This window comes from Streptomyces yangpuensis (assembly GCF_001005295.1).
GTDB lineage: Bacteria > Actinomycetota > Actinomycetes > Streptomycetales > Streptomycetaceae > Streptomyces > Streptomyces yangpuensis.
Window position 1 is genome coordinate 380,732 of record NZ_LBMK01000003.1, and the last position, 13,538, is coordinate 394,269.

At 70.5% G+C, this 13,538-nt stretch carries 8 protein-coding genes; 3 read left to right on the forward strand and 5 right to left on the reverse strand.

Features of this window, described 5'->3' with window-relative positions; genetic code table 11:
• Positions 1–3 precede the first annotated feature (3 nt).
• Together AAT21_RS17030 and AAT21_RS17035 are read right to left on the reverse strand one after the other, a co-directional pair.
• The gene (locus tag AAT21_RS17030; protein ID WP_235438897.1) at positions 4–2,379 is read right to left on the reverse strand and encodes a PPE family protein; all 2,376 of its coding nucleotides are present in this window, start codon (positions 2,377–2,379) and stop codon (positions 4–6) included.
• Positions 2,380–2,396: 17 nt separating this feature from the next.
• Entirely contained in the window at positions 2,397–2,849 is a 453-nt protein-coding gene (locus AAT21_RS17035; RefSeq protein ID WP_046777724.1) for a hypothetical protein, read from the reverse strand.
• Between the two features lie 261 nt (positions 2,850–3,110).
• Between AAT21_RS17035 and AAT21_RS17040 the strand changes: the two genes are divergently transcribed.
• On the forward strand, positions 3,111–4,106 hold the full coding sequence (locus tag AAT21_RS17040) for a pirin family protein (RefSeq protein WP_046777725.1): 996 nt from the start codon (positions 3,111–3,113) through the stop codon (positions 4,104–4,106).
• 77 nt (positions 4,107–4,183) lie between these two features.
• Here AAT21_RS17040 and AAT21_RS17045 read toward each other — a convergent pair whose 3' ends face one another.
• Both AAT21_RS17045 and AAT21_RS17050 read right to left on the reverse strand, forming a co-directional pair.
• A complete protein-coding gene (locus AAT21_RS17045; protein ID WP_046777726.1) occupies positions 4,184–5,251 on the reverse strand; it encodes an AI-2E family transporter in 1,068 nt (355 codons plus the stop codon).
• A 102-nt stretch (positions 5,252–5,353) separates the two neighbouring features.
• Positions 5,354–7,516 carry a SpoIIE family protein phosphatase gene (locus AAT21_RS17050; RefSeq protein WP_046777727.1) on the reverse strand — a complete coding sequence of 721 codons (2,163 nt, stop codon included), beginning with the start codon at positions 7,514–7,516 and terminating at the stop codon, positions 5,354–5,356.
• A gap of 156 nt (positions 7,517–7,672) precedes the next feature.
• Here AAT21_RS17050 and aspS point away from each other — a divergent pair, with 156 nt between their 5' ends.
• Positions 7,673–9,490, forward strand: a complete 1,818-nt coding sequence (gene aspS / locus AAT21_RS17055) for an aspartate--tRNA ligase (RefSeq protein ID WP_046777728.1) — start codon at positions 7,673–7,675, stop codon at positions 9,488–9,490.
• A 76-nt stretch (positions 9,491–9,566) separates the two neighbouring features.
• Here aspS and AAT21_RS38075 read toward each other — a convergent pair whose 3' ends face one another.
• Positions 9,567–11,030: a VWA domain-containing protein gene (locus AAT21_RS38075; RefSeq protein ID WP_327152742.1), complete on the reverse strand. Its 1,464-nt coding sequence runs from the start codon at positions 11,028–11,030 to the stop codon at positions 9,567–9,569.
• 405 nt (positions 11,031–11,435) lie between these two features.
• Between AAT21_RS38075 and AAT21_RS17070 the strand changes: the two genes are divergently transcribed.
• Entirely contained in the window at positions 11,436–13,523 is a 2,088-nt protein-coding gene (locus AAT21_RS17070; protein ID WP_046777729.1) for a PhoX family protein, read from the forward strand.
• Positions 13,524–13,538: the final 15 nt, after the last annotated feature.

A 13,538-nucleotide genomic window follows, 5' to 3' on the forward strand; every position in this document is an offset into this window, starting at 1 on the left:
GCGTCACTTCTTCTCTCGTAGCGCGTCGTAAGCATCTTGACGCCCACTGGTATAGCTCTGCAGTGCCTCGCGTTGAGCGGCGCCGACCATGTCGTTCGACTGCCCGCTTTCGGTGCCCCAGCTCGTGAAGAACTGCCTGAGGTCCTTCTGAGCTGCGTCGTTGCCCGAGCTGATGCGCTCGCGCGCCAGCAGGCCCTCTTCTGCGGTGGCCGCCTTGAGCCATTCGTTCCAGCATCCGTCGACCACTCGCTGGGCCATGTCCCCGACAACCGGGATGCCGGTAACAGCACCGCCGATGACGTGGTAGCCGTATACGCGTGTGTCCGTCTTGGCGCTGAGCTCCGCATCGCGCTCACTGAGTTGGATGTCGCCGCCGATGGCGTTGATGACGCCGTTGACCTCGCCGATCTTCGCAGCACGGTTCTTGACTGCCTCGGGGGCCGACAGGTCCTCTGTGCTGAGCTGCTCCGCCATGTAGCGGCGTTGGGACTCGTGGAGGAGGAAGTAGTTCTCGGGGTCCTCCGATACGCCGCGCAGGACACGGATCAGGCTGCTTCTGCTGTTCTGGATCTGGGACTGGTCGCCGTCGGCGAGGGCGTTGTCCGCACCGACGACGTCGGCCGGGGTGTCGCCCGCGATGATGTCCACGATGTCAGGCGAGTACGAGGACAACGCTCTCGCGAGTGGGCCGCGCACGTTCGCGTATCCCTCGTCCTTGTCCTTGAGCAGGCCGTCGCCGTTCGCCTTCAGCTCGCCCTTGTCGTCCTTGCCGTTGCTGTCGCCGTAGTCGAGGAGGTTGATCGTGTCGTGCATGATGCGGGCCTCGGCCTCGCTGTGGCGGCCGAGTTCCTCGCCCGGCGACCCCGGCGGGCGTCCCGTCGTGGCGGCTTCGAGGGCGAGGCCCAGGCCGGTCCGGACGTCCTTGTCGAAGGTGTCGTTGCCGGATATCTCGATGTTTCCGCGCCAGTCCGAAGTGTTGACGATGTCCCAGTCCCGCTTCGTCAGCAGGTGCTCCAGGCGGTTCTTGTCGCCGTCGGCGTTCGGGTCGAGGTATCCGGTCGCCGTCGCGGGGTCGCGGCTCATGATCCCCAGCGCGCCGTCGACGGGGTCGTTGGCGAACCAGCCGTCCTTCTTGCCCTCGAACGTGCCGTGCAGGTCCCAGACGTCCTTGTCCTTCTTCTCGGCGTCGATCATCTGGTCGGTGAGGTCGCCGAGGAACTGCGGGGAGTAGCCGCTGCCCTGCTGCATGAGGGTGACCAGGCCCTGGTATCCGCGGATCTCCTGGCCCTGGCCGCGCGTCATGGGGGCCTTGTCACCTGCGACGTCCAGGTCGAACTTGTCCAGGCCGGCCTTCTTCAGGTCGCCCATGAAGTCGTTGTAGAACTTCGCGTCGGGGGTCTTCGACCACTTCTCGAATGCCTGCTGGTACTCCTTGGTGCCGTAGGCGGGGTTCTTCTGCCCTGCGACGAAGACCATCTGTGTGGCGTTGGAGAGGGTGTTGGCCAGCGCCTTGTTGGTGTCGCCGTAGAGGCCCTTGCGGCCGGAATCACCCGAGTGCGCGACGTTGTTGAGCGTGTTGGCCAGCTTGATCGTGCCTTCGGCGCCCAGCACGCCCACGAAGTCCCGGCCGAACTCCGTGTGGTGCTTGAAAGCCGGGTTGCTGTTGTCGCGCATGATGCGGTTGAGCGCCTCGACGTCGGCGTTCGGTACGGTCGCGCCGCTGTTGAGCCGGGTGGCGACGTCCTTGACGTGCTCCAGCTCGTACTGCTCGATGTCGCTCTTCGCGCCCGCGTTGAAGCCGCTGCCCGTGGCGTCCTTGCCGCCGGGGATGCGGTCCTTGTTGCTGTCCTTCACGGCGGCGTCCAGGGCCATCTTCACGCCGGCGTCGGCGTCCTCGAAGGCCTTGACGTACTTCTTGATCTGGTCGGCCCAGTCGTTGGCCGCCTTGTTCCACTCCCCGAGCAGCTTCTGGCCGTCGGGGTCGTGGACGTACGCGTAGCGTTCCTGGGCGGTCAGGTCGGGGCGGACGTTGCCCTCGTCGTCGACGGCCATCTTCGCCTTGCGGGCGTCCGCGACCACCGACTCCAGTCGCTGCTTCAGTTCCGTGAACTGCCCGTGCGCGTCCCGCAGCAGGCCCGCGACGGCCTTCGCCTGCGTCTGCGCGGCCCCGTACTCGTACTGCGTGCCGGCGAAGTTCGTGTACGCGGCGCCCTGGGCTATGCCCTGCCAGGTGGTGTTGCCCTGCGCCAGCCCCTGGGTGGCGGCCGCGTAGGCCGATTCCGCTTTCTTGAAGTCGCCCGCCATGTCGTCCCAGGCCTTCGCCGCGGCGGTGAGCTTGTCGTACTGGGTCGACATGACCTTCTTGTACGTGAGTCCCATGGTCTACTGCTCCCCTCTCAGCGGTATGCCTCGACGCCCGGCTCGGGCGCGGGCTTCAGCAGCGGGCGGAAGCCGTTGTATATCTCGTTGTCCTGACCCAGGAACATCCGCCGTGTGGCGGCCAGGTTGTGGGACTCCGTGGCCAGGCGGCTCAGCAGGTTCTTGACCTGGTTGTCCCAGGTCGTCTCGACCGTCTTCAGGCCCGCCGCCGCGTCCCAGCCGGAGAAGGCGGTGATGGCGGCGGCCGTCTCCTCGTCTGCCTTCTTCGCGGCGCTCTCCGTCTGCGTCTTGACCTCGCCGCCGAGCTTTCCGGATGCGATTTTCTTCTTCGACTCGTCGCTGCCGAAGTCGGCCGAGCCGCCTCCGCCTCCGCCGCCGTCCGGTGCGGCGAGCTGGTTCAGGCGCATGGCGGGGTTCTGGCGTGCCGTTGCTTCCGTGCGCAGTTGGGCCCATTCCTCGTCGAAACCCATCGTCTCCCCCGTGGTGTCCTCGAGATCGTGGTGTCGCCTTGGACGTCAGTTCTATCAAGGTGTGCGGGTGTGAAGGACGAGGTGTCGGGCACCGGAAGTGGATCGTGATCTTCAGGTCGCGCTGTGTCGATTGCATGTCACGGACCGTGTGTCGCCGGGGCGGGGTGCCGGTTCGGGAATGGAAGGTGGGGGGTCTGCGTTCTGACGGGTGGCAGAAAGTTCGAGTTTCAACTAAACTCGGATCAGAAGGAGGTCCTGACCATGCCCGCAGTGACTGTTGAGAACCCGTTGACGCTCCCGCGAGTGGCCGAGCCGCAGGCCGCCGTCCCGCGCAAGGTGCTGGCTGTCGTCTCCGCTCCCAGTGGGTTCGAGGGTGAGGGATTCCCGGTCCGGCGCGCGTTCGCCGGGATCAACTACCAGTACCTCGACCCGTTCATCATGATGGACCAGATGGGCGAGGTGGAGTACGCGCCGGGCGAGCCGAAGGGCACCCCGTGGCATCCGCACCGCGGCTTCGAGACCGTCACGTACCTGATCGACGGAACCTTCGTCCACCAGGACAGCAACGGCGGCGGCGGAGTCATCAACGGCGGCGACACCCAGTGGATGACCGCCGGTTCGGGCCTGCTGCACATCGAGGCCCCGCCGGAGTCCCTCGTCGTCAGCGGCGGTCTCTTCCACGGCCTCCAGCTGTGGGTGAACCTGCCGGCCTCCGACAAGATGATGCCCCCGCGCTACCAGGACATCGGCGGCGGCAAGGTCACCCTGCTGTCCACCCCGGACGGCGGCTCGCTGCTCCGGGTGATCGCCGGTGAGATCGACGGCCATGAGGGTCCCGGCATCACCCACACGCCCATCACGATGATCCACGCGACCGTCGCACCGGGCGCACAGATCACCCTGCCGTGGCGCGAGGACTTCAACGCCCTGGCGTACGTGATGGCCGGGCGCGGGTCGGTCGGCGAGGACCGCAGGCCGCTCCACACCGGGCAGACGGCCGTCTTCGGCGAGGGCGGATCGCTGACCGTACGGGCGGACGAGTCCCAGGACTTGAGCGCCCCGGACCTGGAGATCGTCCTCCTCGGCGGGCGCCCGATCCGTGAGCCGATGGCGCACTACGGGCCGTTCGTCATGAACAGCAAGCACGAGCTCCAGCAGGCCTTCGACGACTTCCAGGCGGGCCGGCTCGGCCGCATCCCCACCACCGCCCGCACCGGCCTCGGCCACCGCGGCGCGGGCCAGGCGGACGAGGACTGACGCCGACGGGCCACGGAGCAGGCACGGGCCGCGCCCCCCTTCCGGGGGCGCGGCCCGTGCCGTCGTAGTGGAGTCCGTCAGGCGGGGTCCGCCGGCTGCGGCGCCTGCTCCGCCTCGGCATAGCGGGCGCGGAGTTCCGAGATCACGCCGAAGACCGCCGCGGTCAGCGGGACCGCGAGGAGCATGCCGAGGATCCCGGCGACGCTCGCTCCGGCGGTGATGGCCAGCATCACCACGGCCGGGTGCATCTGCACCGTGCGGCTCTGCACCACAGGCTGCAGTACGTACCCCTCGATCATCTGGACCAGCAGCACCAGGCCCAGCGCCCACAGGCCGATCACCCAGCCGCGGTCGGCGAAGGCGACGAGGACCGCGACGGCGCCCGAGAGGATCGCCCCGAGGTAGGGGATGTAGGCCGTCACGAACACCAGGGCGGCCAGGCCCAGCGCGCCCGGTACGTCGAGGATCAGCAGACCCACGCCGATCAGCACGCCGTCGATCAGGGCCACGAAGGTGGTGCCGCGCATGAAGCCCTCGACGGCTTCGAAGGCGCGGCGCCCCATCGCCTCCATCAGGTCCCCGGAACGGCTCGGCACGACCGAGCGCAGGGTGACCACGGCCCGGTCGGAGTCGCGCAGGAAGAAGAAGATCAGCACCATCGCGAGCAGGACCATCGCCAGCATCGAGCCCACCACGCTGAGCCCGGCGACCACACCGGACGCGGCCGTGCTGCCGAACTTCGTCAGCAGGTCCTTGGAGTTCGCGGTGATGTCCTCCAGCGAGGTGCCCACAGCCCCGAAGTGCTCGGCGAGCATCTGGCCGGCCCGCCGCAGTGCGTCGATGATCTGGTCGCCGGTCTCGATGAGCGCGAGTACGACGATGTACGAGGCCCCGCCGACGACGGCCACCACGGCCAGGCAGGTCAGGGCCGCGGCCAGCGAGCGGTTCACCCCCATCCCCACCAGACGGCGGTGCATCGGCCCGAGCAGGGCAGTGCCCAGCACCGCCAGCAGTACGGGCGTCACGACGGTCTGGAGGACCGTGCACAGCCATACGCCGACGGCGAGGACGGCGGTGGCCAGCAGGACGACGGCGCACCAGGCGGCGAGCCGCCGCACCGGTTCGGGGAGAAGGGAGTTCGGCACGGCGTCATCCAACCACGTGGCCTCGCAACGGCCCCGGGCCGGACCGCAATACGCCTCCGCCCGCTCCTACGTGTCCGGCCGCTCCTACGCGTCCGCCCGCTCCTACGTGTCCGGCCGCTTCGACTGCTCGTACAGCTCGAACCAGATCGACTTGCCCTCGCCGCGCGGGTCCACGCCCCACGCGTCGGCCAGCATCTCCATCAGCAGCACCCCGCGGCCGCTGGACGCCATCTCCCCCGGGTGCCGCTTGTGCGGGAGTTCGTCGCTGGAGTCCGCGACCTCCACCCGCAGCCGGCGCTCCCCCAGCTCGCCGACCGCCTCCGCCACCAGCAGGGCGTCGCCGTCGGTGTGCACCAGGACGTTGGTCACCATCTCGGAGACCATCAGCACCACCGCGTCCAGCTGCTCCTCGTCGGCCCAGTCGTGCAGCAGCTCCCTCACCTGCCGACGGGCGCCCGCGATGCGTTCCGGTTCCGCCTGGGCCACGGTCAGCATGGTGCGGCGGGCCGGCCGGGCCGGGTGCGCCACCGGGGCGCCGCAGCCGCAGGCCGCGCCCTCGCGGCACAGCAGGACCACGGCTATGTCGTCCTCGCGCCGATCGGCCAGCGGGCCGGTGGTGTGGTGCGAGGACGGTCCGTGCACGGCCTGGACCAGCAGGTCGGCCAGTGCTTCGAGGTGCCCGTCCTCGTGGCCGCCGGCCTCGTGCGTGCCGGCCTCCAGGACCGCGCGCAGCCGGGCCCAGCCGGTGTCGAGGTCGTGCCCGCCGGTCTCGATGAGCCCGTCGGTGCACAGCATCATCGTCTCGCCCGGCTCCAGGGTGAACCGGGTGGTCGGATAGTCGGTGTCGGGGACGATCCCGAGGGGGAGCCCGCCGGCGGTGGGCCGCATCAGGACGGTGCCGTCGGTCATCCGCACGGCGGGGTCGGGGTGACCGGCGCGGGCCACCTCCAGCGTTCCGGTCCGCGGGTCGCACTCCACGTACAGGCAGGTCGCGAACCGCGGGCTCTGCACGTCCGGGTCCTCCTGCGCGCCGGACTCCTGGGAGGCGCACAGCCCGGCGAGGAAGCGGGAGGCGCGCGAGAGCACCGCGTCCGGCCGGTGCCCCTCGGACGCGTAGGCCCGTACGGCGATCCGCAGCTGGCCCATCAGCCCGGCCGCCCGGACGTCGTGGCCCTGGACGTCGCCGATGACCAGGGCGAACCGGCCCGACGGCAGCGGGATCATGTCGTACCAGTCGCCGCCGACCTGGAGCCCGCCGCCGGTGGGGACGTAACGCGCGGCGATCCGCATGCCGGGGATCTCCGGGCCGAGCTGCGGCATCATCGACCGCTGGAGGCCGGTGGTGAGTTCCCGCTCGGACTCGGCCACCCCGGCCCGCTGGAGGGCCTGGGCGAGCATCCGGGCCACGGTCGTCAGGACGGACCGCTCGTCGGGGGAGAAGGAAGCGGGCTGCTTGAAGGCGGCCATCCAGGCACCCATGGTCCGTCCGGCCACGATCAGCGGCAGGAAGGCCCAGGAGACCCGGTCGAAGCGCTGGGCGAGCGGCCAGGTGGCCGGGAAGCGCCGTTTGTAGTCCTCGGGGGAGGCAAGGTAGATCGCCCGGCCGGTACGGACGACCTCCGCGGCCGGGTAGTCCGTCTCCAGCGGCATGTCCGTGAAGGGGCCCTCGTCCCCGGCGTCGTGCCCGTGGTGCCCGATGACGGACAGCCGGTCCCCTGCCACGCCGAAGACGGCCAGCCCGTCGGGGCTGAAGCCCGGCATCGACAGCGAGGCCGCGACCCGCAGCACCTCCGCCGTGGACCGGGCCTCCGCCAGCGCCCGGCCCGCGTCCAGCAGGAAGGCCTCGCGGGAACGCCGCCAGTCGCCCGTGATGGGCGTGTGGACGGCCGTGGTGCCCGGCTGCGGCTCGGCGATCTCCTGGATGGTGCCGATCAGCTCGTAGTCCGGGCTCCCGTCGGCCGACCACCGCTGAAGCGGTTTGGAACGGCTGCGCACGGTCCGCAGCACCCGCCCGTCCACGTCCATGATCCGCAGCCGGGCCTCGGCGAGGGTGCCCTCGGCGACGGCCAGGCTGACGATCCCGTTGATCTCGTTCCAGTCCACCGGGTGGAAACGGGACCGTACGGCGGCCTCCGGCAGGACCACCGGTTCGGCGGGCAGCCCGAGGAGCCGGGCGGCCTCCCCGTCGAGGGAGACCGTCCCGGAGGCGTTGTCCCATCGCCACAGACCCGTGGCGACGGCGGCCAGGACATCCTCGGTACGCACCCGGTCATCTTTACAGGTCGCATCCGATACGTGCCTGTTCGCTCCCTGCCGGGTGTATTTGCGCAGGCGGGCCCCAGTGCCCGACCCGTCACCGTCCCGGACGGTAACCTTGGGTCGGTTGAATCCACCCTGGTATCGCGTAGAACTGGATGACTGATGCATCGGTACAGGTCCCACACCTGCGGCGAGCTCCGCGCCTCTGACGTCGCCGCCGACGTCCGACTGAGCGGCTGGCTGCACAACCGTCGAGACCTGGGCGGCATCCTCTTCATCGATCTGCGCGACCACTACGGCATCACGCAGCTGGTCGCCCGCCCCGGCACCGCCGCGAACGAGGCCCTCAGCAGCGTCTCCAAGGAGACCGTCGTCCGCATCGACGGCAAGGTCGTCTCCCGCGGCGCGGACAACATCAACCCGGAGCTGCCGACCGGCGAGATCGAGATCGAGGTCTCCGAGGTCGAGGTGCTCGGCGCGGCCGCCCCGCTGCCCTTCACCATCAACACCGACGACGGCGTGAACGAGGAGCGCCGCCTGGAGTACCGCTTCCTCGACCTGCGCCGTGAGCGCATGCACCGCAACATCATGCTGCGCTCGGCGGTCATCGCCTCGATCCGCTCGAAGATGGTGGCGCTCGGCTTCAACGAGATGGCGACCCCGATCCTCACCGCGACCTCCCCCGAGGGCGCCCGTGACTTCGTGGTGCCGTCCCGCCTGAACCCGGGCAAGTTCTACGCCCTGCCGCAGGCCCCGCAGCAGTTCAAGCAGCTGCTGATGATCTCCGGCTTCGACCGGTACTTCCAGATCGCGCCCTGCTTCCGCGACGAGGACGCCCGCGCCGACCGCTCGCCGGGCGAGTTCTACCAGCTCGACGTGGAGATGTCCTTCGTCGAGCAGGAGGACGTCTTCCAGCCGATCGAGCGCCTGATGACCGAGCTGTTCACCGAGTTCGGCGGCGGCCGCGAGGTCACCTCGCCGTTCCCGCGGATCCCGTTCCGCGAGTCGATGCTGAAGTACGGCAACGACAAGCCCGACCTGCGCGCCAAGCTGGAGCTCGTCGACATCACCGACGTGTTCGAGGCCTCGGAGTTCAAGGCGTTCGCCGGCAAGCACGTGCGCGCCCTGGCCGTCCCGGACACCGCCGCCCAGCCGCGCAAGTTCTTCGACGGCCTCGGCGACTTCGCCGTCTCGCTGGGCGCGAAGGGTCTGGCCTGGGTGCGCGTGGGCGAGGACGGTTCGCTGACCGGCCCGATCGCCAAGTTCCTCACCGAGGAGAACGTCAAGGTCCTCACCGAGCGCCTGGGCCTGGTCCCCGGCCACGCCGTGTTCTTCGGCGCGGGCGAGTTCGACGAGGTCTCCAAGATCATGGGCCCGGTCCGGGTCGAGGCCGCCAAGCGTGCCGGCCACTTCGAGGAGAACGTCTTCCGCTTCTGCTGGATCGTCGACTTCCCGATGTACGAGAAGGACGAGGAGACCGGCCGGATCGACTTCTCCCACAACCCGTTCTCCATGCCGCAGGGCGGCATGAAGGACCTGGAGGAGAAGGACCCGCTCGACATCCTGGCGTGGCAGTACGACATCGTCTGCAACGGCATCGAGCTGTCCTCCGGCGCCATCCGCAACCACGAGCCCGAGGTCATGCTGAAGGCCTTCGCGATCGCGGGCTACGAGGCCGAGACCGTCGAGCGCGAGTTCGCGGGCATGCTGCGCGCCTTCCGCCTCGGCGCCCCGCCGCACGGTGGCATCGCCCCGGGCGTGGACCGCATCGTGATGCTGCTGGCCGACGAGCCGAACATCCGCGAGACCATCGCCTTCCCGCTCAACGGCAACGCGCAGGACCTGATGATGGGCGCGCCGACGGTCCTGGAGGAGGCCCGTCTGCGTGAACTGAACATCGCGCTGCGCAAGCCGGTCGAGACGAAGGCGGCCGACGCCAAGCCGGTCGCCGAGTCCGTCCACCCGGACGCGGCGCGCTGAGCGGTGAACGGTAGGCGGTAGCCGTACGAAGGGGCCCGGGGTCGACGACCCCGGGCCCCTTCGCGTGCGGGAACTTCTAGAACTTCTCCAGGACGCCCTTGAGGAGGGCCGCGGAGGTCAGTTCGGTGGGGGCGGGCCCGGCGTGGAAGAAGCCGGCGTTCTCGGCGTCCAGCTTGCGCAGGAAGTCGAAGGCCTTGGAGTCGTGGTCTCCGAAGGCGACGAACTGCCAGTGGATGCCGGGGGCCGCGGCGGCGGCGTCGGTCAGCGCCTGCCGGGCGGGCTGGCGGTTGTCCGGGGCGCCGTCCGTCTGGAAGACGACCAGGGCCGGGCCCTCGCCGCCGTCCTCGCGGTAGCGGGCGACGACGGCCTCGACGGCCACGTGGTAGCTGGTGCGGCCCATCCGGCCGAGCTCGGCGTGGCGGCCCTCGACCCAGGAGCCGTAGTGGGTGTCGAGGGACAGGTCGGCGGTGCCGTCCACCTCCGTGGAGAAGAACACGGTGTGCACGGTCGCCTCGTCGTCGAGGTGAGCGGCGAGGGCGAGGGCGTGGTCGGCGAGGTACTGGGCGCTGCCGTCCTTGTAGAACCCGCGCATCGACCCGGAGCGGTCGAGGACGAGGTAGACCTTGGCGCGGGCGCCGGCCTTGCCCTTGCCGCGGAGCACCTGGCCGGCGGCCTTGTACGCGGCGGCCACCTCGGGCGCCCGCCGCCGCACGGCTGCCGCCGTATGAGCCGGCCCGGCCTGCACCTCGTCCGCCGCCGGCTCGGCCGGGGCCTCGGCCTCGGCCTCTGCCTGCGGCTCCGCCGGGGTCTCTGCCTGCGGCTCGGCCGGGGCGTCGGCCTCGGCCTCTGCCTGCGGCTCCGCTGCGGGGGTGGTGTCCGTCTCGGCCGGGGCGTCGGCTTCTGCCTGCGGCTCCGCCGGGGCGTCGGCTGCCGCCTGGGGCTGCTGCTCGGCGGCCTCTGCCGCCGGGATTGCGTCCTGGGCCTGCGGCGCGTCTGCTGCCGCCTGCGGCTCCGCTGCGGGAGCGGCCTCCGGCTCGGCCGGGGCGTTGTCCTGCGCCTGGGGCGCATCGGCGTCCGCCTGCGGCGCGGCCGCCTCGGCCGGCTCTGCCGCCGGGATTGCGTCCTGCGCCTGGGGTGCGTCGGCTTCCGCCTGCGGCTCCGCTGCGGGGGTGGTTTCCGGCTCCGTCGGGGCGTCGGCTTCTGCCTGCGGCTCCGTCGGGGCGTCGGCTGCCGCCTGGGGCTGCTGCTCGACGGCCTCTGCCGCGGGAGCGGCCTCCGGCTCGGCCGGGGCGTCGGCCTGCGGCGCGGACACCTCGGCCGGCTCCGCCGGAACCTCGGCCTCGGCGGCGGGCGGGGTTTCTCCGTCGGGCTTCGCCGCAGGCGACACCGCAGGCGTGGGGCGGCGGGCTTCCGGGACCGTGGGGTCGGCGGCCGGGGCGGGGGCCGTGAGGACCGTGCCGGGCTCGCGGTCCCGCGTGGACTGCGGGGGGACCGTCGGGTTGTCGAACGACGCCGCCACCAGGTCGGCGGCCGCATCCAAGGGGTTGCGTTCCGCCTGGTTGGGGACAGCCGCCGACGTGGCGTCCGTAGTTTCCGGAACCGGTTCCGCAGACCGTCCGAACACCTTGCGCAACAAGCTCCGAATACCCATGGGCCAGGCCTTTCGCATGAGTGCGTGCGTCATTTGTCCGTGCTGCGCGGTTGATCCCTGCCCAGAGTGGACACGTAAGGTTATCGGCCGCCCGGCTGGATCTTCGGGAGGGGCACCTTTCGTGGCGCCCGCCTCCCAGGGGCTCCCGGACCGTTCCCGAACTGCCGCTCCGACGTGCCGGGTTCACTCATCGTTCATCTCAGCGCCGCCGCTTCGGCGCAACCCGGGCCTACCGTCGCGGCTGGATCGTCCCGACACGTTGTCGGCGCCCACGCAGCTACTCGGAGGACACTCGTGCGCAAGCTCCTGCCGTTCATCGGCAACCCGCATGGCAGCGGCCGGTCCGCTCTCACCTGTCGTTACCGCTGTGGTGACGCCTGCTTCCACGAAGTGCCGAACACCAGCGACAACGAGTACGCGGGCGACGTCATAGCCCGCGCCTACTCCCGCCGCTCGATGCTGCGCTCCGCCGCCGTCGTGACGGTCGCCACCGCCGCCGGTTCCGCGGTCGCGCTCGGCGCTCCGGGGCAGACCGCCAACGCCGCCCCCGCCGCCGACGCCGCGGCCGCCGGTGCGGGCAAGGGCGGCGAGGCGGCCCGCGGCCTGCGCTTCAAGGCCGTCGCGCCGAACACCGACGACAAGGTCACCGTCCCTGAGGGCTACGAGCAGAACGTGGTCATCCGCTGGGGCGACCCGATCATCAAGGGTGCCCCGGGCTTCAACCCCGACAAGCAGACCGCCGCCGCGCAGGCCGGGCAGTTCGGCTACAACAACGACTTCCTGAGCCTTCTCCCGCTCGGCGGGGACTACGAGCGCCAGCAGCTCCTCGTGGCCAACCACGAGTACACGGACGAAGTCCTGATGTTCAAGGGCTACGACCCGGCCAACCCGACCCGTGAGCAGGTCGAGATCGCCTGGGCCGCGCACGGCCTGTCCGTGGTCGTCGTCCAGGAGGACCACCGCAGCGGCAAGCTGACCGCCGTCACCCGCCACCAGCTCAACCGCCGTCTGACGGCCACCAGCGAGTTCCGGATGGCCGGCCCGGCCGCGGGCGGCGCCCTGCTGAAGACCTCCGTCGACCCCTCCGGCACCAAGGTGCTCGGCACCCTCAACAACTGCGCCGGCGGCACCACCCCGTGGGGCACCACCCTCCACGGCGAGGAGAACTTCAACCAGTACTTCGGCAACGCCGGCCAGGTCACCGACCCCACCGCCGCCGCCCGCCTGAAGCGCTACGGCGTGACCTCCGGCGCCACCGAGCGCAAGTGGGAGCGCTTCGACAAGCGCTTCGACGTGGCCCAGGAGCCCAACGAGTCGCACCGCCACGGCTGGGTCGTCGAGCTCGACCCGTACGACCCGAACTCCGTCCCGCGCAAGCGCACCGCGCTGGGCCGCTTCAAGCACGAGGCCGCGCAGCCCCGTCTGACCGAGGACGGCCGTCCGGTCGTCTACATGGGCGACGACGAGCGCTTCGACTACTTCTACAAGTTCGTCTCGTCGAAGCGGATGAAGAAGGGCAATTCGCGCGCGGCGAAGGAGCACAACCTCACGCTGCTCGACGAGGGCACCCTCTACGTCGCCAAGCTCACCGGTGACACCCCGGCCGCCGAGCTCGACGGCTCCGGCAAGCTCCCCTCCGACGGCGAGTTCGACGGCTCCGGCGTCTGGATCAAGCTGGCCACCGGCAACGTCTCGCACGTCGAGGGCATGACCGCCGAGGAGGTGTACGTCTTCACGCGCCAGGCCGCCGACAAGGTGGGCGCCACCAAGATGGACCGCCCCGAGGACGTCGAGCCGTCCCCGCGCACCGGCCGCGTCTACGTCGCGCTGACCAACAACACCGACCGCGGCAAGCCCGGCAAGGAAGGTGCCACCGAGGCCAACCCGCGCAACCTGAACAAGCACGGCCAGATCCTGGAGCTCGCCGAGAACTTCGACGACCCGGCCGGTGACGGTTTCGCCTGGCGGCTCTTCCTCGTCGCCGGCGACCCGAACGACCCGGCGACCTACTTCGCGGGCTTCCCGAAGGACAAGGTCAGCCCTATCTCCTGCCCGGACAACGTGGCCTTCGACCCGCACGGCAACCTGTGGATCTCCACCGACGGCAACCAGCTCGGCTCCCACGACGGCCTGTTCGGCGTCGCGACGTCGGGCGAGCGCCGGGGCGAGCTGAAGCAGTTCCTCACCGTGCCGCGCGGCGCCGAGACCTGCGGCCCGCTGATCCAGGACAAGCGCGTCCTGGTGGCCGTCCAGCACCCGGGCGAGATCGACGGCGCCTCCGTCGAGAAGCCGCAGTCGGTGTGGCCCGACGGCCCCGGCAAGCTCGTCCGCCCGGCCGTCGTCTCGGTCTGGCGCAAGGACGGAAAGAACATCGGCGTCTGATCCATGGCCTGTTGG